The sequence below is a fragment of the Atribacterota bacterium genome, from assembly GCA_028703475.1.
Classification (GTDB): Bacteria; Atribacterota; Phoenicimicrobiia; order Phoenicimicrobiales; family Stramentimicrobiaceae; genus JAQVMU01.
The window spans coordinates 9,360-33,532 of sequence record JAQVMU010000005.1 but is presented as its reverse complement, the minus strand read 5'-3'; the positions used below and the strand labels follow the sequence as shown (position 1 = coordinate 33,532).

Sequence of the window (24,173 nt, the reverse complement as noted above, 5' to 3'; positions counted from 1 at the left end):
ATTTTTGCTATGATTCTTTCTTCTATCCATTTCTGATTATTCCATTACTCTTATTTTATTATTGTTATTATTTTATCAAAACCTGAATATTTATTCTACACCAATCTTCCCTGTTATGTTATAATGTTTGAGGTTATACTTTTTTAAGGAGTTTTGATGTTGCAAAATAATAAAGATATTCACCATATTTCATTAGAAGGTAAAGATATTTATTTAATTGGTACTGCACATGTATCAAAAACAAGTGCAGATACCGTAAAAGAATTTATTGAAGAAGAGAAACCAGATTCTGTTTGTGTTGAATTATGTCCATCCAGATTTCAATCAATCACAAACCCGGATAAGTGGAAAGAGATGGATATTATTACAATTATTAAACAAAAAAAAGCTTTGCTTTTGCTGGTAAATTTAATCCTTTCTGCTTTCCAGAAAAGATTAGCACGGCAGCTGGGAATAAGGCCTGGACAGGAAATGATACAAGCAATACAATCAGCCAAAGATAATAATATTAATTTAGTTTTAGCTGACCGTGATATCCAGGTAACTTTTACCCGGATATGGAAAAAGTTAAGTCTTTTTGGTAAATTACGCCTGTTTTTTATGCTTTTGCTCAGTATTTTCAATCAAGAAGAAATATCAGAAGAAGAAATCGAAAAACTTAAATCTGAGGATATGCTCACTGCTGCCCTGCAGGATTTGGCTACATCCTTCCCCCGATTAAAAAATACTTTAATCGATGAGCGTGACCAATATCTTGCAGAAAAGATAAAAAATTCTCCGGGCAGTAAGATTATTGCTGTAGTTGGAGCAGGACATGTTCCCGGAATCAAAAAAGAAATATATAATGACCATGACCTGAAAAAGTTAACATATATTCCTAAAAGCGCAAAATGGACAAAATGGTTACTATGGGCAATTCCTATTGCCATAATAGTAATGATTATTTCAACCTTTAGAATATCCACAGTAAGTGGTTTTAATCAGATCCTGCAATGGCTTATCTGGAATGGTTCCCTGGCTGCATTGGGAACATTAATTGCAGCCGGCCATCCTTTCTCAATTTTAACAGCCTTTTTTGTTGCCCCTATCAGCTCTTTAAACCCATTACTGGCCGCAGGCTGGTTTGCAGGAATCGTGGAGGCAATGGTTAGGAAGCCAAAAGTGGATGATTTTGAAAAATTAGGCGATATTACTACTTTTGGTGATTTCTTCAGGAATAGGGTTACCAAGATATTACTGATAGTAGCTCTGGCTAATTTGGGAAGCTCACTGGGAACATTTGTCGGTGGAGCCAGGGTAATAAAAATATTTTTTGATACTATATCATAATAAATATTAAAAAATAGAAAAGAAATTTTAAATAATAAAGCTATTGCATATATATGCAATAGCTTTATTATTAGTTAAAATAGTTAAGAATGAATTATTCTGTTTCGATGCTAATTTCTTTCGGTTTTTTCTCCGGTTTTTTGGGCATAGTAATCTCTAATATACCATTTTTAAAACTTGCCTTAATTTTATCCTGGTCAACTTCAGTAGGTAGAGATATTGTTCTGGAATATGTCCCATATGCCCTTTCACAACAATAATAATCTTCTTTTTTTGTTTCTTTGTCTTTTTCTATTTCGCCTCGAATAGTCAGATTGTTCTCACTTAAAGATATTTTAACATCTTTTTTTTCTACTCCAGGTAATTCAATTCTTGCAATCAATTTATCCTTTTTATCAATTAAATCAGTTGAGGGTGACCATATGCCACCTTCTTCCCACCTTCTTCTTTTATTACCACCTGGCCTATTCATAATATCAAAGAAGTCATCAAAGAAACTGCGCATTAAATTTTCTCTCGGTTCCCAACGAATTAAATCCATAACAACTCCTCCTTTTTTGTTTTATTAATATTTTTTACATAAAATAATTAAGTAACATCCGCAATGAATTTCTGATCATTTCTACTTCATCATCAGAAAACTTTTCCACAATTTCCTGTTCCATCTGCTGTCGGTTTTTTTTAATCTCTTCCTTTATTTTTTTACCTTTACTGGATAATGTAATAGCTATTGTTCTTCTATCATAACTGCTAGTCTTTCTAATGAAATACCCCTTCTGAACTAAATTATCAATTACCCGGCTACTTCTTGATGGGGATAAATCCATGACCCTGGCCATCTCCTGGCATGTCATTTCTTCTCCGGTTTTCTGAGCCATAATACCCTTATATTCAGCAATAGAAAGATTACAAAACATCCTCATATGCTTTTTATCCAATGCTTTATTTGATTTTAGTTTAACAATCATATTTAGAATATTTTCATTCATAATTATACCTGTCATTGTTTGTTAGTAACATTTTATGCTATTAGCATTTATTATCCTATCTATAATTATAGGAATTGAATCATAATTGTCAAGTTTTTTTATAACTTTTTATTGTGAAAAATCTTATAACTCTCTATATCTCCGGATAAGGCTGTTTGTGGAACCATCATGTCTGAACTCAGAAAGATTTTCTTTCTCTATTTCTACTAAAATTCTTTCCGCAAGCACCTTGCCTAATTCTACTCCCCACTGATCAAAAGAATTTATTCGCCAGATAACTCCTTGCGTAAATACACTATGTTCATATAATGCTACTAACTTTCCCAATACTGCAGGAGTTAATTTGTCTATTAATATCATACTTGAAGGTTTGTTCCCCTTAAATACTCTATATGGAATAGTTTTTTCAGGAACACCATCCTTGCTAACCTCTTCCTGTGTCCTGCCAAAGGCAAGGGCTTCAGCCTGAGCGAAAACATTGGCAATAAGCAAGTCATGGTGATTTCCTATTGAATTAAGAGATTTTTTAAATGCAATGAAGTCACATGGTATAAGTTTAGTGCCCTGGTGAAGCAATTGATAAAAAGAATGCTGCCCATTAGTGCCAGGCTCTCCCCAATACACTGGTCCGGTTTGATATGAAATGTCATCCCCTTCAATATCAACACTTTTACCATTACTTTCCATTGTAAGCTGTTGTAAATAAGCAGGAAATTTTTTTAAATACTGGCTATAGGGCAGTACAGCTATATTCTGAACATTAAAAAAGTTATTATACCATATTCCCAGTAACCCCATTATAACCGGCATATTTTTACTGAAAGGTGCTTTTCTAAAATGTTCATCCATTTGATAGAACCCGTCAAGCATAGAATAAAAATTATCCGTACCAATAGCAATCATGGTTGAAAGGCCAATCGCCGAACATAGTGAATAGCGTCCACCCACCCAATCCCAAAACTCAAACATATTTTCAGGTAAAATACCAAATTCCCTAACCTTTGATATATTTGTCGAAACAGCCACAAAATGCTTCGGAATAGCTTCTTCGTTTTTAAGTTTTCCAAGTATCCAATCTCTTGCTGTTTTAGCATTTGTCATAGTTTCCTGAGTAGTAAAACTTTTTGATGAGATGATAAATATTGTTTCTTCAGGGTCAAGGTCATTTGTTTTTTCAACAAAATCAGTTCCGTCAATATTGGAAATAAATCGAAAGTTCAAATGACGGTAACTATAATAACGTAGTGCATCATATGCCATAGCAGGTCCCAAATCAGAACCTCCGATACCAACATTGATAATATTTCGAATAGGTTTTCCCGAATAACCTTTCCATAAGCCACTTTGAACTGATTCTGCAAAAGCAGACATTCTCTCAAGGACCCTGTGTACTTTTGGCACAACATTTTCTCCATCTACCATGATTCTTCTTCCTTTGGGAGCACGTAAAGCAATATGGAGAGCAGCACGGTTTTCCGTGGTATTTATTTTTTCTCCCTGAAACATTTTTTCAATCTGTTCACTTAATCCCGATTCGTCTGCTAATTTTAAAAGTAACTTGATTGTTCTACCGGTAATTCTCTGCTTGGAATAATCATAATAAATCCCCATATCTTCAACAATCATATTTTCTACCCTTGCAGGGTCTTCTGCAAACATTTTCCGTAAATGTAATTCTTTTGTTTTTTCATAATTTTCCCTTAATAATTTCCATACAGAATAAGTATTAAAAAGCTTGCCATTATCATCTTTCATATTGTTCTCCTTTTCTATTTAAGTGTTAATCATTCCTCCAAAATAGTCATTGATATTTGTTTGCATATAAATAATTTAAATAATGCAACACTTATATTTTATCAATTTAGATACTCTTTATCTATCATAAAAAATTATTATCGATAAACATTGATGCAAATCGAATGTTTTTGCTTTAAGTTAAATTTTGTAAAACAAAAAATAAATACTATAATAATAATAATAATAAAATATTTTGAGTAAAAGGAGAATTATAAAATGTCAAAAATATTTAAAATACAGGCAAACTGGTTAAAAGGAACACAGATTGAAAGCGAAACACGGGGATTTACTATGCTTATGGATAAACCTTTAGAAGAAAATGGCACTAACCTTGCTCCAAAACCTGCCGAAATATCTTTACAGGCATTAGGCAGTTGTCTCCTTTTTGCCTGTTTATATGCAGCAGATAGATTAAATGTCACCATAGATGGCTTAAAAGTAAATCTTGAAGGCGAAATAGTTCCAGGTGGCTGGATAGATGAACAACAAAATAAAAGACCCGGATTTAAAAATGTTAAATATGAAATTTTGATTAATACAAAACATTCAGAAGAAGAAGTAGAAAAAGTTCATAACCTGGCACTAAAGGCTTCACCCATGTATGACAATTTTATCCACCCGATTAATGTCCAGGGATCTTTTTCTATTCAATAGTACTATACTGTTTATTGATTATTTATTTTACAGCTGACAACAGATAGCAAATTAAAAAAGTGAAATATTTATATCTTGACGGAAACATATGTTTGCTTTATAATAAAGTTACCTGAATATAACAACAAATTTTTTTAATTTTTATAAGCAAGGAATTTTTTATGACTTATTATAGTGAAGAAGATTTAACCGGGAAACAAAAAAAGGCCCTTCAGTTAATTCGTATTAATATCCAGAAAACAGGTTATCCTCCAACAGTCCGGGAATTATGCAAACTGTTGGAGGTTAACTCCTCTGCTACTGCTTTTAAATACCTGAAAATTCTTGAAAAAAAAGGTTACATCAAACGTGATAAAGAAAAAAACAGGGCTATTAAATTGACACCAAAAACCCGCAATTTTCCATTAGTTGGTAAAGCTGCTGCCGGGAATCCTGTACTTGCTCTACAGGAGTACACTGAAATTATTCCCCTGCCGGAAGAGTTAGCCGGCAGTTCAGACAGTTTTTTGGTACAGGTCGAGGGTAACAGCATGATCGGTGATCACATTCTGGACGGAGATTATGTGATGATTAAACCCCAAAATAATGCCGATAATGGAGATATTGTTATTGCTCTGATTAACCAGGAAGAAGTAACGGTTAAGCGTTTTTACAAAAGCAAAGACAAGATTACTTTAAAACCTTCTAATCCGGAATATAAACCTATTATTACAAAAGATATCGTAATTCTGGGCAAAGTTACAGGTGTTATTCGCAGGTTTAACGGGAGGAATTAAGCAAGCAATATGTTGTATATTGGGACATCGGGTTTTAGTTATCAGGACTGGATTGGTCAATTTTATCCGGAAAATATCAAAAAAGGAGACATGTTAAATTTTTATGCCAAATATTTTAACACTGCTGAGATTAACTCCTCCTATTACCGTATTCCGCCAGCAGCTGTTTTTTATCATTTGCAGCGAAAAGTTCCGGATAATTTTAAATTTTCTGTGAAGGCTAACCGGGAAATGACCCATATCCGAAAAAATAATCAGAAAATATTCCAGGAATTTAAAGCGTCCCTGCAACCGCTTTTGGATAATGGTAAATTAGGTTGCATTTTGGCTCAATTCCCCTATTCATTTCATTATAATAAAAATAATCGGGACTATCTTTGTTATCTAAAAGAAAAAATGAATGAGTTTCCTTTAGTTATTGAATTTCGCAATGCTTACTGGATAAAAGAAGAGGTATTTGACTTTCTCAGAAAGAATCAAGTGGGATTCTGTGCTGTAGATCAGCCTGCTTTAAGAGGTTTGATTAGTCCCACGGCAGAGACAACTTCCAATTTAGGCTACATCCGTTTTCACGGACGAAATAAAGAAAAATGGTGGCAGCATGAACAGGCCTATGAACGCTATGATTACCTCTATTCTGAGCAGGAATTAAAGGAATGGATACCAAAAATTAAGCAAATTACCAGTAAAACTTCTGACCAGTATATTTTTATGAACAATCACTACAAAGGTAAGGCAACTAAAAATGCCCTGATGTTAATGAAACTGCTTAGACAGGAGGTTGCTTTGATTAAAAAAGAAATAAGTAAGCAAGCAAGCAGAGAAAGAAAACGATAAATAGATAATATTTTTTTTGCTTATATGGCAAACATATGTTTATTATAGAAAGGAACTACGTATGAGTTTTACCCATTTACATTTACATTCACAATACAGCATGCAGGATGGACTGGGCAGTATTGAGCAGATTATAAGCAGAGTTCAGGAACTAAAAATGAAATCTGTAGCAATAACTGACCATGACGGGATGTACGGGGCTGTTGAATTTTATAAAAAATCTATTTCTGCAGGAATCAAGCCGATTATTGGCTGTGAAGTCCGCCTCAGAAGCGAATACATACCTAACCAGACAACACACCTGATATTGTTAGCTCAAAATAACGACGGGTACCGAAATCTATGTCAATTAATTAGCAGAGCTCACCTTTCAAACCCTTCCGGGATCCCGGCTATTGACCGAAAGATAATTACCAACTACTCTAAAGGACTTATTATTCTTTCCGGATGTCTACAGGGAGAAATACCTCTCCTTATCGCCCTGAAAAAATACCAGGAAGCAGAGAGTACTGCTTTGTGGTATAAGAAACTGCTTGGTTTGGAAAATTTCTACCTGGAGATTTCCTACCACGGCCTGGAACATGAAAATTCAGTAAATAAACATATTATTAATCTGGGTAAAAATTTATCTATACCCTTAGTCGCTACTAATAATGTTCACTATCCCGGGGAAAGTCATGCTCCCTTTCAAAAAGTAATTAATACTATCGCCAATCAGAGTACACGACAATGCTTTCATTACAATCCTCTTCCTAATAATCAGTATTACCTGAAATCATACCTGGAAATGAAAAAGCTTTTTTCTCATTTGCCCGAAGCGCTTAAAAACACGGAAAGAATTGCCGAAAAATGCAATTTACAACTCGCTTTAGGCAAAATACGATTACCTTCCTACAATCCTCCTAAACCCTATTCGGCTCCGGAATACCTGGAAGAGTTATGTCTGGAAGGATTAAAAAAATATTATCCCGATCCATCAAGCCAGGCTTTTTACCGTATGAAGTATGAGTTGCAAATTATCAATCAGATGGGTTTTGCCGGATATTTCCTGATTGTTAGAGATATTGTTCAATTTGCTAAACAGAATAATATTCCCGTTGGCCCGGGAAAGGGATCTGCAGCCGGAAGTCTGGTCTCATATCTGTTAAATATTACCGAAGTAGATCCATTGAAATTTAAGCTGTTTTTCGAAAGATTCTTAAATCCACAGCGAATTGATTTGCCTGACATTGATATTGATTTCGGACAAATTGGAAGAGAAAAGGTTATTGATTATATCTTTAAAAGATTCGGACAAGAACGGGTTACCCATGTCTGCACTATAAATACCTATGCGGCCCGTTCTGCCGTAAGGGATGCAGGCAGAGCATTAGGGTTTTCCTATCAGGAGTTAAACAAAATTGCAAAAATGATGCCATATTTTTCTTCACCGGGAGTTATTAAGGCCTCCATGAAACATTTACCGGAATTAAAAAAGCTTTCTTATCAAAAAGAACCTCTTCGTTCGTTGTTTTCTTATGCTCAATTCATGGAAGGAAAACCACGTCATATTTCAGTTCACGCTTCAGCTGTTATTATTGCCGATGAACCACTGGCCAATACTGTTCCTCTGGAATTAAGTCCGGAAGGAGAAATTGTCAGTCAGTACGAAAAAGAAGGCATTAAGGATATGGGGTTATTGAAGATTGACATATTGGGTTCCCGAAGTTTAACAGTAATCCAAAAGACCTTACAAAGCCTTGATAAAGATAAAATAAGACTAAATTTAAAAAATATACCACTAGATGACACACGAACCTTTTATACCCTGAAAAAAGGTAAAACTTTAGGGGTTTTTCAATTGGAAAGTTCTGGTATGGCTTCTCTGTTAAAGCAATTATCACCATCTCACCTGGAAGATTTAATAGCAGCACTTTCTCTTTACCGACCAGGACCTTTGGATAGTGGAATGACCGGACAATATCTGAAAAGAAAACATGGTTATGCAAAAATAGAATACCCCCATGAGCAAATAAAAGAAGTATTAAGGGATACCTATGGAGTTATTCTCTATCAGGAACAGGTAATGCAGGTCGTTTCAGTCTTTGCCGGTCTAACCCCGGGTGAAGCTGACCTTTTCCGCAGAGCAATAAGTTCCCGTTCTCCTGTTATTATGGAAGAACAACGTACATTATTCTTAAAAAAATCTTTACAGCAGGGACATAATCGGGAAGAGGCAGAAAATATATTCAACCTTGTTGCCAAATTTGCCTATTACGGTTTTAATAAAGCACACAGTACCTCTTATGCCCTCCTTTCTTACCTGACCTGTTATCTAAAGGTTCACTACCCGACACATTATATTGCTGCTCTGCTTACCTGTGGAATGGGTTATTATGACATGGATCGCTATATACAGGAAGCCCGGCGCTTCAATGTACACATTCTGTTGCCTGATGTAAATAAAAGCAATGCGGGCTTCTCTATAGAAGACAGGGCTATCCGAATAGGACTCTTGCAAGTAAAAGGTTTGGGTATTAAACAAATAGACCGTATCTTAAAGATAAGGGATAAAGATGGCCCATTTCTATCCCTGCATGACTTCTGTGCCAGAACTGATTCTGCCAGAATTACCCGTTCTGTAATCGAAAACCTGATTAAAATAGGTGCTTTTGATTTTATGGCCTACCCTAGATCTGTATTGTTGAATATATTACCACTTGTTCTAACCGAAACCGGAAAGGAGAAAAAACAATGTCAACTCTCTTAAAATTTGAAACAAAAAACGTAGAAAATAGTTTATTACTGCAGGAAACCATACCTGCTTATACTTTTTCCCCTTCTGCTATTTTAAAGATAGAGAAGGATATTTTAGGAATCTATGTCAGCTCACATCCTCTTTCAGTATACCGAAAGAGGATATCAGATCATTTGCCATCCGGAAATATTTATGTCAGAAGTAACCAGATTGAACAGCTCAGACCCGGCCAGCATGTTTGTATTGCCGGTCTTCTGATCCAGGTAAGGAGGCAATTTACTAAAAATCACAAAATAATGGCATTTTTATTATTAGAAGACGAATCGGGTTTCTTTGAAGCCATCGCCTTTCCTGAAACATTCCAGCAATATTTTTCTTTACTCGTGAAAGATGCTTTGCTTATGATTGAAGGCAATACAGGCAACAGGGAGAAGGAAGAAAAAATAATCATTAATAAAATACAAAGTATTAATTCTAACTCGGGTTCAAATGCGCTATAATAATAAATCAGGAGGAAATATCAAAAAATGCCTACTCGAAATAAACGTTCTATTATTCACCTGGACCTGGATGCATTTTTTGCATCGGTAGAACAAAGAGATAACCCTGCATATCGAGGTAAAGCAATTATTGTAGGTGGTATATTTAAGGATAATGGAGAATTATCCCGTCGAGGCGTAGTTTGCACTGCTTCCTATCAAGCCCGCAAATACGACATACATTCAGGAATGCCTATCTGGGAGGCTCAGCAAAAATGCCCCGGAGCAATCTTTATACCATCCCGGATTCGCTATTACAGCAAGGTATCTCATGATTTTTTTCAGATATGCAGCGAATATACCCCTTTAATCGAACCATTAAGTATTGATGAAGTCTTTCTGGATGTAACAGGATGTAAATCACTGTTTGGGTCAGCAGAAGAAATTGCCCATAAAATTAAAGACAGAGTCAAAAAAGAATTGCATTTACCTGTTTCAGTGGGAATTGCATCCAATAAATTCCTGGCAAAAATTGCCACTAATCTGGGCAAACCAGATGGTTTTTACGTTCTTCCTGATGATAATATTTCTGAAGTTTTATCTGAACTGCCTATTACAAAATTATGGGGTATCGGACAAAAAACGGCAGGGATTTTAAATCGTTCCGGTATTTTCACTATAAAGCAATTAACTCAAATGCCGGATGTTATCCTGCAGGGAATATTGGGAGAAAACGGCACAAAAATAAAACAATTGGCTCAGGGAATTGACAATAGTCCAGTCTGTCCTGCCGAAGAATCCAAGTCAATTGGCAGAGAAATGACATTTTCTGAAAATATCACCAATAAAGATGAATTGACAAAAATCATTCTGGATTTCAGTCAAAATATAGGCTATACTGCCCGTAAAAGAGGATATGTAGGGAAAACAGTTACCCTTAAAGTTCGTTTTCATGACTTTAGAACCATACAAAGATCCAGCTCATTAGAGTATGCCACTAATCTGGACAATATTATCTTTCAGAAAGCCAAAAAACTATTAGATTTAATTCCTATGAAGTCTCCGGGAATTCGTTTAATGGGGATAAAACTTTCTTCTTTGCAGTATGGAAAACAGCCGAGACAGTTGAGTTTTTATTCGGATGACAACCAGGAAGAAAAATGGAGTGCTTTGACCCAATCGGTAGACAAAATACGGGAAAAATATGGTAAATATCTTGTTCAGAGAGCGAGATTTTTACAACAAAAAACTACTGAATCTAAAAAGGGCTATAGATGAATCAAATCAAACTGGGAACCCAGGGCTGGATCCTTCCAGACCTCAATCCTTACAGGAAAGGCGTCTTTTAACAAAGGCAAATGTGTGATTACCAGAATCTTTTCAAAATCATTCTGAATAGCATGAATAGCTTGAATTAATTTTTCCAGCCCATCCTCATCCTGAGTGCCGAAACCTTCATCAATTACCAGTGTTTTCAGCCGGGCACCTGCCCTGTAAGCTAAAAGCTTGGAAAGAGATATTCTAATAGCAAAATCAATGCGGAAAGTCTCCCCTCCGCTATAAAGCTCATAAGGCCTGATGCCCACATCATCGTGTATCTTTATATCAAGTGTTTCCCTCAAATCACCACTTTTTAATTCTTTCAGTGACTCCAGGCTGATAGTTGTTTTTTCATTTGATAACTGGGCCAAAATCTCATTAGCCTCATCTTCCAGTTCTGGAATTGCATTTTCAATTATCATTGATTGGACACCATTTTTCCCGAATGCAACTGCTAATTTCTTATAAATTTCCTTCTGACGAAGATAATGAACTCTTTTCCCTTCATATCTCTTTGCTTCCTTCTGCAAGTCTATTATTTTTTCTATTTTTTCCTGATATGCCCCTTTTTTTTCAAAAAGCCTGGTGTGATAAATCTGTAAATGGAATAATAATTTCTGATGACATTGTAGCATTTTTTCGTATTTTGGCAATTCATCCAGGGCTTTTATAATTTTCATATAGTGACTTTCTAAATTGTTAATAGCTTTTTTTCCGGATTCCAATTGATTTTCTATTTCTTTCTGTTCTTTTGTTAAATCAAGAATAGATTTTTGCCCTTCCGACAATTTTTCCATATACAGAGGAGCTTTTTTGAGTTTTTCTAATTCCTGATTAACCATGACGTACTTTGAGTCATCATATCCTTGTTCCTGAATTTTATTTTTTACATCTTCCAGTTCTTTTCTTTCATTAAGAGCAAACAATTTCCCTTTAATTTTCTCTTCAAGGGTTTTTATTTCTTCAGTTAATACTTGTAACTGCTTTTTTGCATCCTTACCTTCTTTTAGCATAAAAGAGAGTGTTGCAATCTTATTTTTTATTTCGTCAACCTGCTTTAAATAATGCTTGTTTTCTTTCCATTTATCCTGAAGAACGCTTTTCCTGTTTGATAATTGTTCAATCTCTTTTGTTAATACTTTTATTTCATGCTCTTTTCCGGAAATATCTCTATCTATATTTTGCCTTATAATTAGCCTTCTGTCATCATCTAATGGAGATTCGCACAATGGACAATACTTTTGCTTGCTCTGGATTAACAGGTCAATTTTTTCATAATTTTGTTTAATCTCATTACCGATTCTCTCTACATTATTCTTTTTTGACTCAATCTCCACATTCAACTGATTTCCTTCTTGTTGAATATGTTCCTGCTTTTTACTTAATATATCACACTGTTTTGCCTTAGATTTTAGATTCTCAACTTCTTCTTTTACCTTTATCGCTAAATTTACCTTCTCTCTTAGTTCAGAGTATCTCTGTTTCTTCTGTTGTAACTCTAATAAAAAAGTACTTTTTGTTTTTTCAATTTTTTGCTCTATTTCTCCTCTTAATTTATCTAATTTTCGAAACTCCTGCATCAAGTTAAACATATTTTGATTTTTATCATATAAGTACTGATATTGTTTGTAATCTGATAAAATCTTTTCTTTCCGGGATAGAATTATTTGATAATCTCTAATTTTTTCCTTTAAAAAACATTTTTTTCTTTCCAGTGCATGTAATTCTTCTTTTTCTGAGATAATTCTGTTTTTAAGCTCTTTTCCCCTCTCTTTATCAAAAGATAATCGATTCTTTTTTTTCTCAAAAAACTGTATCTTTTCTCTTATCTCTTTAAGTTTAGAATTTATGTTGTTCTCATTTTTCTGAATTACCTTTATTTCCTCTTTGATGTTTTCTTTTTGAGAGACTTCTTTATTCGACTGCTCTAATCTGTTTTTAATATTCAATAACTCTGTTTCTGTTACTCGTAAATACTTCCTGGCTAATAAAGATAGTTCTTCATAATGAGATAATCCAAGAACTTCAGATAATATCTGTTTTCGATCACTGGCACTTTTTCGGGTAAACTCATCTACCCTTCCCTGTAATATGAATGCAGAGTTAATAAAGGTATTATAGTCCATTCTCAATAAACGGCCTATTCTATTTTGTGTCTCTCGAATTGAGGGAGAAGACAGAGAAACAAAAGATGACTTTTTCCCGTCAAAAACCTGCAGTTCTAATTCTGAATGATGTTTATTGTGAAAATTGGAAAACTTTCTTATAATACGATATCTATCACCTTCCAGGTCAATGGTTAAATCAACCCACATTTGATTTTCACCAATTTTCAACAATCCGCTATCTGCCTTTCTATCCTGGCTTGCCTTTCTGCCTTCACCCCAGATAGCCCAGGTTAACGCGTCCAACAATGCTGACTTCCCCTGCCCGTTCTTACCTGAAAGACAGGCGATATTAAATTGTGTAAAATCAAGAGGAGGAACATTTTCGCCATAGCTGAGAAAGTTGTGCATCTGTAATTTAACAGGTATCATTTTTATTGCCTTTCATGACATTGGGGGTTTCTTTTAATTCCTGTTGAAGGTTATATGTATATTCTTTTAATTCTTTTTCCCAGGATTGCCAATTACTTATTTTTACATATTCTGATAGTGCAGAAAAAACATCCATCTCCTCGGAAAGATTGCTTCTCCTGGAAGTTGATTTTCTTAAGATTTTTCTGGTTATCCCTGTAACCAAAAAAGCTTCTTTTAATGCCTCGTTAATTCTTTTAAAATCAAGTCTTCCTTCCTGTTCCTCTGAAATATTATAATGTATCCTTATAATAGCATCTTTTAAATCGTATTTCTCAATTTCGTTTAAGAAATATTCCGTTGGATTATTTACATTTTTAATTTCCATATCTATAGTTATCATTTTACGTGTTGGCAATGAAATAAATTCATATTCGACATTTCCACCATTATTAATACTTCCAATACAAAATCCCTTATCTTCCTTTTCTTCTCCAAAATTAATTCTTTCCATGCTGCCAGAGTAGACAACAGGGATATTCCCGGTAGTATTTAAATTTTGATATTTATGAATATGTCCCAGAGCAATATAGTCAAACACCGAGTCCAGGAAATATTTTACCGGTACCACCGGGTCATTTCCAATAACCGCAAAGTTCTCTGAACCGGAAAAAACAGATTCTGCTATTGTCAAATGTCCTGCCAATATTTTGGGATATTCCAGATTTAATTTTGGTATAAAAGAATTTATTTTGTTCAAAAGTCGTTTTCTTATTTTCCTGTTAACCGTATCAATATCGCTATTTTTATACTCTTCTTTTTCAAGGTATTCATTTCTTGTAGGCCATGGAATTCCAACTATCTGAACCATCCCTCTGGCTGTTTTTAAAGTAATAAGTCGTGGTTTTGTAACAACATAAGTATTGGGAATATTTAAAGTACTAAAAATATCTAAAGCGCTAGCCCTACCATGGGTTAAGGGGTTATCATGATTACCGTTAATTAATACAACAGGTATTTCAGCATTACTCAATCGATATATTTGTCTTGCGAACTCCCTTTGATGGGTAGGATTGGGATTATTATTTTTGTAGGCATCTCCACAAAAAAGAGCAAAATCAACCTTTTCCTCAATAGCAATCTCTATAGCTGTACTGAACGAATTTATAAAATCGTTCAATCGGGAATGAAGGCCTGTACTACTGTCAAGTCGCCCATAGTTTTCTACACCTAAGTGAATATCAGCAAAATGTAAAAATTTAATCATAATCCCATCCCTGCTCCTAAAAAATTAAATCAATGCCAATAGGACAATGATCAGAACCCATTACCTCTGATTGAATAAAAGCTGACTTTAGATTATTTATTAAATTTTTACTTACAAAAAAATAGTCGATTCTCCATCCGACATTTCGCTCTCTGGCTCTGGTCTTATAATCCCACCAGCTGTAATAGCCTGGCTCTTGTTCAAAATATCGAAAGGTATCAATAAAACCAATATCAATCAGGCGATCAATCCATTGTCTTTCCACTGGAAGAAAACCTGAGACCTTCTCGTTTTCTTTTGGTCTCGCTAAATCAATCTCCTGATGAGCAGTATTAACATCTCCACAAATTACAATTTTTTTATCCTCTTTCAATAAATCACTCATTCTTTTTAAAAATGTTTCATAATAATCCATTTTATACTGCAATCGCTTCTTGGAAGCCTTGCCATTTGGAAAATAAACATTAAACAAAGTAAAATCATTATACTCTGTTTCGATTAATCTGCCCTCATTGTCAAACCTTGGCAATCCTAATTCATAGGATACTCTTTCAGGTATAATCTTACTCCAAAGTCCCACTCCACTATAGCCTTTTCGTTCTGCCTGTGCAAAATAGCTGTGATATCCTGGTCTTTCAATTAGCTTTTTTGGTAATTGTTCTTTATGGGATTTGGTTTCCTGTATGCAGAAAATATCTGCATCCTCTTTATTAAACCAATCTAAAAAATTCTTTTTATAAATTGCTCTCAATCCATTAACATTCCACGATAATAAACGCATAATAATATCCTTCAATTATCTAATTTATTCGTAAAAATCTAATATGCCCCTTTGACTATCTCTATCCCCTTACTCGCTCCTATACGAGTTGCTCCTGCCTCTATCATTTTTAATGCTGTTTGGTAGTCGCTGATTCCTCCCGCAGCTTTAATCCCCATATTGTTACATATTGCTCTTCTCATTAATTTTATATCCTCAACAGTAGCTCCGCCTTTTTCAAATCCGGTGGAAGTTTTCACAAAATGAGCTCCGGACTCTCCTGCAATTTTACATGCGACTTCTTTTTCCCTGTCACTTAACAATGATGTTTCCAGAATTACCTTACATGTTAATCCTTTAACTGCTTTTACAACTGCTGAAATATCTTTCCTGACTTTCTGATAATCTTTATCTTTCAAGGCTGAAATATTTAAAACCATATCAATCTCCTCAGCGCCTTCTTTTACAGATTCACCGGCTTCATATTCTTTTGCAGAGGTTAAGCTGGCGCCTAAAGGAAACCCGACAACAGTGCAAATCTTAACTCCTGAATTGATTAAAAATGATTTTGCTAAAGGAATAAAGTATGGATTAATACAAACAGAATAAAAGTGATACTCCCTGGCTTCTTCACAGAGAATTTCTATCTGAACACCTGTAGTGTCCGGACGCAATGCAGTATGATCGATAAGTTGTGCTATATCTTTTTTGGCCAGCGACATAGCCATTTCTTTTGATATTATTTCTACCATAGAAATCCTCCTGTTAGTTTAATCCTTCAAAAATTATTTTTTATTTACTTGGGCCTTAACTCTGTAGCAAATGGTTTTTGGGTTTTTTTATCAAAATATAATTTTATTCTATAGTCGAATGAAATATAATTCTTTTTTCCTGTAATTTTATTATCTTTCAAGATACTCTCATCGAATTTACACTTTCCCTTACAATTGCATTTAATCATTTTTTCTTCTTTTGAGTAAAAGGCAATATGTAATTGTTCTGGAGAAACATTAGGAAATTTTTTGATTATAATTGGACTACTTTGGGCAACAATTTTTTGTATAATTTTGTAGTACAAATCATTTCCGACCTTTTTTTTAAAGGCAGAAAAAGTTGAATGTGCCGGGGTTTTCATAAAATGATGGAATCCACACAATACACAATATTTGGTATTGAATCGTAATTTATCAGCTAAATCACGATTGGATTTTGCTTCACCCAGATATACCAATAATTGCGCTTTGAATAATGATATGGGACTGTAAACCAGTTCTTTTTTTGCACTATAATTGCCTTTGAGCTTATTGTCTATAAAAGACCAGTCTACAGATTCATAAAGATTTTTAAGAGGATCATTCTTTTTTATCTTTTTATACGCTTCATATGTAGAAAATGAAAATTGCCTTTTTTCTTTTTTCTCCATCAACTATAAATTCCGTTAAAATATTGCTGAATAATTAAATAAATTAATGCATAATATTTATTTCTTTAAAACCTTTTATTTCTTTTTCGCAAAAATGTAGGTATATCTAAATCCTCTTTATCTTTATATTTTTTAGTAATCTCATATTCATCAGTTTCAGTTGTTTTCTCATTATTTAGGTTTTTATCTTTATTAGGAATATCTTTTTTATTATCTAATAAAGACTCGATAGCTTCCTTCTCAAATTCCTTTTTTATTTCTTCTTTTTCAACTTTTTCATTAATCGTTTCAACTTTATATTGTTGTTCACTCATATTTTTTTCGCACTTTGTAGCAATTACAGTTACCCTTATTTCATCCTGCATTTTCTCTGATATAATCGCGCCAAAGACTATATTGGCTTCATTCCCGGCGGCTTTGGAGACAATATCTACAATTTGATTAATTTCATAGAGGCTCATATCCAGACCACCGGTTACATTAACCAGTAAAGAGTTGGAACCTTTAATGGATACTTCTAATAATGGGCTTGAAATAGCTGCTTCGGCTGCAGTTGAACCTTTATTATTACCTCTTCCTACACCAATTCCTACCAGAGCAAATCCGGCATCCTTAATAACTGCCCTTACATCTGCTAAATCCAGATTAATTAATCCGGGAATAGTGATTAAATCCGCAATAGCCTGCACTGATTGTCTTAAAACTCTATCGGTTATTTCAAAAGCCTCTTTTACGGAAGTATCTTTGCTTATCATGCTTAATAGTCTGTCATTAGAAATTGTAATTAGAGCATCAACCTGTTTTTTAAGCTCTTCAATACCTTTTTCTGCCTGTACTATGCGCTTTCTTCCTTCAAAAGTAAAAGGACGGGTAACTACCCCAATAGTAAGAGCTCCTTCCCTTTTGGCTATTTCAGCAACTACAGGAGCTGCTCCGCTACCGGTTCCTCCACCCATACCTGCGGTAATAAAAACAATATCTGCGTCCTCCAGAACCTTGGAAATCATATTTCTGTCTTCTTCTGCAGCTTTTTTCCCTATTTCCGGATCACCACCCGCACCCAATCCCCGGGTAGTCAATTTACCGATTTGTATTTTTTGAGTAGCTTGAGATAATGAAAGCGCCTGCAAATCAGTATTAAGAGCAATTAATTTCAAACCATTAATTCGATGGTTTGCCATTTCTTCAACAGCATTATTACCACTTCCACCAATCCCAATAACCTTGATGTTTACAAACTCTTCTATCTTTTCTTCTTTTTCAAGAATTTCTTCTTGAATATCATCATTGCGGTCAACCAGATTACCATTTCCATTACTGAGATTTTTCTCCTCTTGTTCTCTATCGAGACCCTGAGAAGTATCTCTTATCAATTCCTGCTTGTAATCTATTATCTTAGTAAAGCCGCGAGCTAATTTTTTCTTTTTCAAAGGAAATCACCTCTTTGGCAAGTTCTAAATAATCTTCTGCACCATGGGACTTGGGATTATAATAAATAATCGGTATCCCCTCACTGGTGGATTCTACCAATGTAATATTTTTTCTTATTATAGTCCTGAAAACTCTTTCTTTAAAGAAATTCCTGGTTTCTTCAATTACCTCTTTGGATATATTACTTCTCATGTCTGCAATTGTTACCAAAACATATATATCAAGAGGATGATGTAAATTCTGATGAACAATTTTAATTGTTTCCATAAATTCTTCAATACCTCGTAAAGCAAAATAGTGTGGCTGAATAGGTATTATAACCTCACCAGAGGCCTTTAATGCATTAATAGTTAGTATCCCCAAAGAAGGGGGACAGTCAATTATTACATAGTCAAAATCAATCTTGCTGTTTTGTATCCCAATATTTAAAAAATCTTCTCTTCCAATTTGATCAATTAGTTTATACTCAGCGCTGGCAAAATCAATATTAGTGGGAGCTACATATAAATTGCCTTTGCCTATTTCTTTCAGTTGGATTACCACGTCATCCAGATCAAGCTTATTAGGAGAACGGCTTGGTTCCAATACATTAAGCATTGTTTTGTCAAGATCGTTAGGTTCGATGCCTAATCCTATTGTAGTATGTGCCTGAGGGTCCATATCTATAAGCAGTACTTTTTTATCAAATTCACTTAAACAAGTACCCAGATTAATCGATGTGGTAGTCTTTGCAACACCACCTTTTTGATTGGCAACCGAAAAAATCCGCAAGCTTTTTACCCTCCCCGTACATATAATATCCTGGTTATTTTTGTTTATTATTTATTTTATTATAATTGTTAATTTTATAAAGATAAAGCACAACATATTAATTTAATGTTTATTTTAATCACTCAAATGTTAGCTTAGCATAATTCTATACATATATTATAAGCATAACATATTTACGATTATATCATGTTAGTTGTTAGTATACTACCAGTTAAATATTTAAAATTTAAAATAATAAAACTGGTAATAATCTTACTATTTTATTTAAATGATTTAAATGATGGACTTGAATTATTAGTATTTTTTTTGTTGTTACCTTTTACAATAATTTTTAAAAAACTTATAGCTTAAAATATATTTTACCTTTTTTTATCACTCTTGACAAATGTATTAAGAAATATTTTAAAATATTATTTTTTTTCTAATGCATGATTAAATTTATATTATAATAAACCAGCAAACATGTTCCATTCTCATTGATTTATTCAGAAGTTGTCACTATAAACATATGTAATGCATATATAGCTTGACTTTTCATTTCTTCAAATATATACTTACTACTATTATCAGGTATTATTTATTTATATTTAATTACCCGGAATTACCCGGATATGGAGGTCTTTTATAATGTCCTTAAAAACCCTGAACGAAATGCTTGATCAAAGCGCAGAAAAATTCAAAGACAGATCCGCTTTTAAGGTAAAAAAGCATGGACAATTTGTACCGGTTAATTATGGTGATTTTTATAAAAATGTCCAGGAACTTGGCACCGGATTATTGGAATTAGGTTTTTCGAAAGGTGACCATATTGGATTGATATCCGAAAATCGCTGGGAATGGATTCTAAGTGATCTTGCCATTATCGGTATCGGTGCCGTAGATGTTCCGGCAAGTGGTAATAGTTATGCCAGAGACATGGCATTTAAATTAAATCACTCTGATTCTATTGCCACTATTTTAGAAGGTGAAAAATTGTTGAGGGAATTTTCTAAAGTTTCCTCCCTGCTGCCAAATATTAAAAAATTAATTATTATAGAACCGGTTACTGTCTTTTCCGAAGAGAAAGAGTCTCCTGAATGGGCACATGCTGTCCCTTTCAAATCAGATGAGAATATTAATAAAGCATTTTATAAAAAAATACATTCAACTGTCAGTAATGATACAAGTCTTATCCTTTTATCAATAAAAGCAAAGTTTTTTTTAGAAAAATACATAAAAGAAAATGAACAGGAATTAGTTAAGAACTTCTCTTTAAGGGACATCTCTGAACTGCAAGATAAACTATGGGAAAAAACATTTATTGTAAAACAAGGTCAGCTTGAAGGCTTTCCTCCTATTTACTCTTTTAGAAATATTCTCAATAAGGGAAAAGAATTGTTAAAAAAAGGTGACCGACGTTTTGTAAACATAGCCAAAAAAGCCAAACCTGATGACTTGATAACTATTATCTATACTTCTGGTACCACTTCAGACCCTAAGGGAGTGATGTTGACACATCGAAATATCATGCATAATGTCAATAATTTACCTGGGGCAATTGGAGACCTTAATGAAAGAGACAAATTTCTTTCGGTTTTGCCATCATGGCATATTTATGAAAGAACTGTAGAATATTGCTCAATCAGTTTTGGTGCTTCTACCGCTTATAGTAAACCATTTAAACAGGTATTATTACCGGATTTGCTTCTGGAAAAACCTACTGTAATGTGTACCGTTCCCCGTATATGGAATAGTTTATATAAGGGTATTATAAGTAAGATAAAAAGCGGGGGAGGTATTCAGCAATGGCTTTTCTTTTCAGGACTAAATGTTGCAAAAAAATATAAACATGCCAAAAGAATACTGGACAATACCTTACCCCTTTTTGATCGCGATAGTTTCAGTCAACAGGAATTGAAAGATGCCAAAAAAACAGTAAACCGGCTATCCTGGCAATATAAATTGTTTGATAAATTAGTATTTAAAAAAATTCGAGATATGCTTGGTGGGGAAGTCAAATTTGCCATAAGCGGAGGCGGTGCACTTCAGGAAGACATAGATATTTTTTTAGATGCAGTAGATGTATGTGTGCTGGAAGGATACGGACTTACAGAGACTTCTCCGGTTATTGCAGGAAGAAGCCAGGATAAACCAGTTATATTTACAGTTGGTGAGCCTATTCCAAAGTTAGAGGTTAAAATCATCGACAAGGAAAACCTGACAAATGAAATGCCTCATGGACAAGCTGGTGTGGTAATGGTAAAAGGTGACCTTGTTATGAAAGGATATTACAAAAATGAGAAAAAGACTACTGAAGTACTTCAAGATGGATGGTTTAATACAGGTGATCTGGGGAAAAAGACCCATAACGGTAAATATCTAAAAATTATTGGTAGAATAAAAGATACTATTGTGCTAAGAGGTGGAGAAAACGTAGAACCTCAACCCTTAGAAGATAAGTTAAAAGAAAGTCAGTATGTTAACATGGTAATTGTAGTTGGACAGGATAAACCCAGACTTGGAGCCTTAATTATCCCTGATTTTGAGGAAATACAGAATTATGCTAAAAAAAATAATATAAAGTACCGGGACAGACAGGATTTAATCTCTAAAAAAGAAATTATTTCAATTTTTCATAAAGAGCAAAAACGTTTAATATCCAGAGAAAATGGTTTTCAGCCTTATGAAACTGTAATGGGTATTGCACTTTTATTTGAAGAGTTTTCACAGGAAAAGAATGAAATGACTGAAAGTCTTAAATTAAAGAGATTTATTATTCATGATAAATACCATGATATTATTGATAAAATATGCGGTAAATATTAAGTCGGTAAACTTTTTCTAATTTATATAATATATTATAAAGAATACCGACTTATTTCTTATAAATTTGCTATTCTGGAATAATTATTCGTTGATAGGGGTATATTAAATCCGGATTTTCGATTAACTGCCGGTTAGCTCTGAATATCTTTGTCCAGGCAAGACCTTCTTTGTATTTGTCTCTGGCAATAGTCCATAGACAATCACCGCTTTTTACTTCATAATACTCACTTTCTGTTTCTAATCCGGCTAACTTTCCTTGTAATTCAGCAATCTCATATTCTAACCTGCTAATTTGTTTATGATATTTATCAATACTATCCTGAATTAATTCTCTTTCTGTCGCTAAAGCAACGATTCTTTCCAGTAACTCTTGTTGTTCCTGATAAGTAAGATTCTCTTGCTGACGAAGTTTTGATCTTAATTCTTTAACTGTTACTTCATAATCTTCCATTCTTTTCGCGTGTTCTTCTATCTGTAAAACAAAATCGGCTATCTGTTCTTCCCTATCTTTAATCCTCGCCACCCTCTCCTGTTGCAGCTCGAGCTGGACAGCCATTTCTTCCTTTAAAATGCTGCTGTCTAATTTAACTACTTCAATTTCCTCTTGATATCTTTCCAATTGTTCTTTTAGATACGAAATTAATTCCTGGTTCTCCTTATTTTCCCTTCTCCATTCAACTTCTTTTTCAGTGAGTGCTTTCTCCAGGGTTTCCATATCATTTTTCAGCATGGCAAATTGTTCATTCAAAAGAAATTCTTTTTTCTCTTTAGCCAGTGTCAGTTCCCCTCTTATTTCTTCTACCTGTTGCTGATATATGCTTATTTGTTGTAACAATTCTTCGTATTCCTGTTGTTCTATTTCAAGTCCTTTCCCCTCTAATTGCTTTTCTAACAACTCCTTATTTGACTGTAACTGATTAAACACGACTTCATAGGATTCTTTTAAGTCCTGAAAATCAGCAACTTCTTGTCTGAGATTATTTATTTCATTTTCAAAACGATCAATTTCCCTGGAAACCTTTTCCTTTAAAGTAACTTTTTCTGTTATCTCTTGTTTTAAGGATAACATTTCATTTCCGATTTCTTTCAAACTTAATTCATATTCCTGCACTTCTGTATGAAGGCGGGCAATTGTCTTTTTATTATCTTCTTCTTTCGCTAACCATTCAGCTTCTTTTCCGTACAATAAAGCTTCTAATTTAGATTTCTCTTCTTTTAAAAACTCTATATTTGCCAGGATATCATTTAAAACCATACTTTGTTCTTCAATCATATTTGATTTTTTATGTAATTCTGCAATCTTTTCTTGATATCCGGATGATTCTATCTGGAGTTTTTGGTAATCATTTGTAATCTGTTCCAGGAGAGTGTCCTTATCTTCAATTTCCTCTTCCAATTGTTGTTTGGTTACCATTAATCGGCTTATTTCCTGTGCTCGTATTTCATTATCTTGTTCCAGAGACAATTTTGCATCTAATTCCGCAATATTGTCTTCATATCTTGTAATTTCTTTTTCCAATTTTTCTCTTCTTATAATCTCAGTATCTAAATATTCTTCTAAATTTATAATTTTTTTACTAACCATGTCTATATTTTCTTCATATCTGTCAATTTCCTTCTGTAAAGAAGAAATAGCTTTTTGATTCTCTTCTTCCCTTGATTTCCATTGAGTTTCCTGTTCTTTAAGAAGATCCTCCAGTTTTGACTTTTCTTCATTCAGTTGAACTATTGTCTGGGATTCGATCTTACTTTGAGCTATTGTCTCTTCTAATCTTTCCCGTAATTCCTGTAATTCTTCTTGATATGTTTTTATCCTGGCTTGCATCTCTGTCTCTATGTATTCAAACTCATCTTTAGTTGACCCTGCTTCTGATTTTGTTTCTTCCGCTTCCTTTATCCCTTCTTCCATATTGCCAATCTCATCTTCTTTTTGTTCAATTGATTGGTTTGATTCTGCCAACAAAGTATCTCTCTTTATTAGCTCATCCTGGATTTTATTAAGACGGTTATAATTCAAATAGCCAATCAAAGCCACTATGATAAAAAGGATAAAAAAAACTATTGCGATATTTTTAGACATTATTGCTGTTTCCTCCCAGGTTATTATTATCTTTCTTTATTTCTATTATAACTTAAAAGTAAAATATGTGTACACCTTATAATATTAAAAATTGAGGTGTTTTAAGTTTCCTGTTGAATAAAATTCATTAATATCTTTATAAATGGTATATAAAAATTATATTAAGGTTATATCCTCAAATCTCCTAATATTTGCTCAGTAT

General features: G+C 33.8%; 19 protein-coding genes. 8 read left to right on the top strand and 11 right to left on the bottom strand.

The features are described from left to right. Window positions 1-156: 156 nt before the first annotated feature. Entirely contained in the window at window positions 157-1,329 is a 1,173-nt protein-coding gene (locus PHQ99_01515) for a TraB/GumN family protein (GenBank protein MDD4288257.1), read from the top strand. A 94-nt stretch (window positions 1,330-1,423) separates the two neighbouring features. On the opposite strand, the gene PHQ99_01510 is transcribed toward PHQ99_01515, so the two are convergent. The 3 genes from PHQ99_01510 to pgi all read right to left on the bottom strand — a co-directional run bounded on the left by PHQ99_01510 (window position 1,424) and on the right by pgi (window position 4,073). After that, window positions 1,424-1,870 (bottom strand): Hsp20/alpha crystallin family protein, encoded by a 447-nt coding sequence (locus PHQ99_01510; GenBank protein MDD4288256.1) that lies wholly within the window; start codon window positions 1,868-1,870, stop codon window positions 1,424-1,426. Between the two features lie 34 nt (window positions 1,871-1,904). Further along, window positions 1,905-2,318, bottom strand: coding sequence for a MarR family transcriptional regulator (locus tag PHQ99_01505; GenBank protein ID MDD4288255.1), 414 nt, complete (start codon window positions 2,316-2,318; stop codon window positions 1,905-1,907). A gap of 123 nt (window positions 2,319-2,441) precedes the next feature. Further along, window positions 2,442-4,073, bottom strand: a complete 1,632-nt coding sequence (gene pgi / locus PHQ99_01500; GenBank protein ID MDD4288254.1) for a glucose-6-phosphate isomerase — start codon at window positions 4,071-4,073, stop codon at window positions 2,442-2,444. A gap of 258 nt (window positions 4,074-4,331) precedes the next feature. On the opposite strand from pgi, the gene PHQ99_01495 reads away from it, so the two are divergent. The 6 genes from PHQ99_01495 to dinB all read left to right on the top strand — a co-directional run bounded on the left by PHQ99_01495 (window position 4,332) and on the right by dinB (window position 10,876). Continuing rightward, window positions 4,332-4,769: an OsmC family protein gene (locus PHQ99_01495; protein ID MDD4288253.1), complete on the top strand. Its 438-nt coding sequence runs from the start codon at window positions 4,332-4,334 to the stop codon at window positions 4,767-4,769. A 161-nt stretch (window positions 4,770-4,930) separates the two neighbouring features. Then, window positions 4,931-5,545, top strand: coding sequence for a transcriptional repressor LexA (gene lexA, locus PHQ99_01490; GenBank protein ID MDD4288252.1), 615 nt, complete (start codon window positions 4,931-4,933; stop codon window positions 5,543-5,545). Window positions 5,546-5,554: 9 nt separating this feature from the next. Continuing rightward, window positions 5,555-6,382: a DUF72 domain-containing protein gene (locus PHQ99_01485; GenBank protein MDD4288251.1), complete on the top strand. Its 828-nt coding sequence runs from the start codon at window positions 5,555-5,557 to the stop codon at window positions 6,380-6,382. Between the two features lie 61 nt (window positions 6,383-6,443). Further along, window positions 6,444-9,131, top strand: coding sequence for a DNA polymerase III subunit alpha (dnaE, locus tag PHQ99_01480; protein MDD4288250.1), 2,688 nt, complete (start codon window positions 6,444-6,446; stop codon window positions 9,129-9,131). Next, entirely contained in the window at window positions 9,116-9,619 is a 504-nt protein-coding gene (locus tag PHQ99_01475; protein MDD4288249.1) for an OB-fold nucleic acid binding domain-containing protein, read from the top strand. Before dnaE ends, PHQ99_01475 begins: the two co-directional genes overlap by 16 nt. Window positions 9,620-9,646: 27 nt before the next feature. Further along, entirely contained in the window at window positions 9,647-10,876 is a 1,230-nt protein-coding gene (gene dinB / locus PHQ99_01470) for a DNA polymerase IV (GenBank protein ID MDD4288248.1), read from the top strand. Here dinB and PHQ99_01465 read toward each other — a convergent pair. The 7 genes from PHQ99_01465 to PHQ99_01435 form a co-directional block, all read right to left on the bottom strand. Beyond that, complete coding sequence (locus PHQ99_01465) at window positions 10,867-13,455, bottom strand: SMC family ATPase (GenBank protein ID MDD4288247.1); 2,589 nt, start codon at window positions 13,453-13,455, stop codon at window positions 10,867-10,869. The genes dinB and PHQ99_01465 overlap by 10 nt on opposite strands. Then, on the bottom strand, window positions 13,442-14,701 hold the full coding sequence (locus tag PHQ99_01460; protein MDD4288246.1) for an exonuclease SbcCD subunit D: 1,260 nt from the start codon (window positions 14,699-14,701) through the stop codon (window positions 13,442-13,444). Before PHQ99_01460 ends, PHQ99_01465 begins: the two co-directional genes overlap by 14 nt. A 16-nt stretch (window positions 14,702-14,717) precedes the next feature. Next, complete coding sequence (locus PHQ99_01455; protein ID MDD4288245.1) at window positions 14,718-15,482, bottom strand: exodeoxyribonuclease III; 765 nt, start codon at window positions 15,480-15,482, stop codon at window positions 14,718-14,720. A 38-nt stretch (window positions 15,483-15,520) separates the two neighbouring features. Continuing rightward, window positions 15,521-16,213 (bottom strand): deoxyribose-phosphate aldolase, encoded by a 693-nt coding sequence (deoC, locus tag PHQ99_01450; protein MDD4288244.1) that lies wholly within the window; start codon window positions 16,211-16,213, stop codon window positions 15,521-15,523. Between the two features lie 44 nt (window positions 16,214-16,257). Continuing rightward, entirely contained in the window at window positions 16,258-16,884 is a 627-nt protein-coding gene (locus PHQ99_01445) for a transposase (protein ID MDD4288243.1), read from the bottom strand. A gap of 65 nt (window positions 16,885-16,949) precedes the next feature. Beyond that, the gene (gene ftsZ, locus PHQ99_01440; GenBank protein MDD4288242.1) at window positions 16,950-18,152 is read right to left on the bottom strand and encodes a cell division protein FtsZ; all 1,203 of its coding nucleotides are present in this window, start codon (window positions 18,150-18,152) and stop codon (window positions 16,950-16,952) included. 127 nt (window positions 18,153-18,279) lie between these two features. Next, window positions 18,280-19,086 carry a ParA family protein gene (locus tag PHQ99_01435; GenBank protein MDD4288241.1) on the bottom strand — a complete coding sequence of 269 codons (807 nt, stop codon included), beginning with the start codon at window positions 19,084-19,086 and terminating at the stop codon, window positions 18,280-18,282. A gap of 627 nt (window positions 19,087-19,713) precedes the next feature. Here PHQ99_01435 and PHQ99_01430 point away from each other — a divergent pair. Beyond that, window positions 19,714-21,891, top strand: coding sequence for a long-chain fatty acid--CoA ligase (locus tag PHQ99_01430; GenBank protein ID MDD4288240.1), 2,178 nt, complete (start codon window positions 19,714-19,716; stop codon window positions 21,889-21,891). 67 nt (window positions 21,892-21,958) lie between these two features. Here PHQ99_01430 and PHQ99_01425 read toward each other — a convergent pair whose 3' ends face one another. Further along, the gene (locus PHQ99_01425) at window positions 21,959-23,971 is read right to left on the bottom strand and encodes a LysM peptidoglycan-binding domain-containing protein (GenBank protein MDD4288239.1); all 2,013 of its coding nucleotides are present in this window, start codon (window positions 23,969-23,971) and stop codon (window positions 21,959-21,961) included. Window positions 23,972-24,173 lie beyond the last annotated feature (202 nt).

What these genes read in the sequence shown, in the direction of transcription:
- PHQ99_01430 (MDD4288240.1), top strand. Translation starts at nt 19,714, where the DNA reads ATGTCCTTAAAAACCCTGAACGAAATGCTTGATCAAAGCGCAGAAAAA.
- lexA (MDD4288252.1), top strand. Translation starts at nt 4,931, where the DNA reads ATGACTTATTATAGTGAAGAAGATTTAACCGGGAAACAAAAAAAGGCC.
- dnaE (MDD4288250.1), top strand. Translation starts at nt 6,444, where the DNA reads ATGAGTTTTACCCATTTACATTTACATTCACAATACAGCATGCAGGAT.
- PHQ99_01475 (MDD4288249.1), top strand. Translation starts at nt 9,116, where the DNA reads ATGTCAACTCTCTTAAAATTTGAAACAAAAAACGTAGAAAATAGTTTA.
- PHQ99_01465 (MDD4288247.1), bottom strand. Translation starts at nt 13,455, where the DNA reads ATGATACCTGTTAAATTACAGATGCACAACTTTCTCAGCTATGGCGAA.
- dinB (MDD4288248.1), top strand. Translation starts at nt 9,647, where the DNA reads ATGCCTACTCGAAATAAACGTTCTATTATTCACCTGGACCTGGATGCA.
- PHQ99_01425 (MDD4288239.1), bottom strand. Translation starts at nt 23,971, where the DNA reads ATGTCTAAAAATATCGCAATAGTTTTTTTTATCCTTTTTATCATAGTG.
- PHQ99_01445 (MDD4288243.1), bottom strand. Translation starts at nt 16,884, where the DNA reads ATGGAGAAAAAAGAAAAAAGGCAATTTTCATTTTCTACATATGAAGCG.
- PHQ99_01460 (MDD4288246.1), bottom strand. Translation starts at nt 14,701, where the DNA reads ATGATTAAATTTTTACATTTTGCTGATATTCACTTAGGTGTAGAAAAC.
- PHQ99_01455 (MDD4288245.1), bottom strand. Translation starts at nt 15,482, where the DNA reads ATGCGTTTATTATCGTGGAATGTTAATGGATTGAGAGCAATTTATAAA.
- PHQ99_01495 (MDD4288253.1), top strand. Translation starts at nt 4,332, where the DNA reads ATGTCAAAAATATTTAAAATACAGGCAAACTGGTTAAAAGGAACACAG.
- PHQ99_01510 (MDD4288256.1), bottom strand. Translation starts at nt 1,870, where the DNA reads ATGGATTTAATTCGTTGGGAACCGAGAGAAAATTTAATGCGCAGTTTC.
- PHQ99_01515 (MDD4288257.1), top strand. Translation starts at nt 157, where the DNA reads ATGTTGCAAAATAATAAAGATATTCACCATATTTCATTAGAAGGTAAA.
- PHQ99_01505 (MDD4288255.1), bottom strand. Translation starts at nt 2,318, where the DNA reads ATGAATGAAAATATTCTAAATATGATTGTTAAACTAAAATCAAATAAA.
- deoC (MDD4288244.1), bottom strand. Translation starts at nt 16,213, where the DNA reads ATGGTAGAAATAATATCAAAAGAAATGGCTATGTCGCTGGCCAAAAAA.
- pgi (MDD4288254.1), bottom strand. Translation starts at nt 4,073, where the DNA reads ATGAAAGATGATAATGGCAAGCTTTTTAATACTTATTCTGTATGGAAA.
- PHQ99_01485 (MDD4288251.1), top strand. Translation starts at nt 5,555, where the DNA reads ATGTTGTATATTGGGACATCGGGTTTTAGTTATCAGGACTGGATTGGT.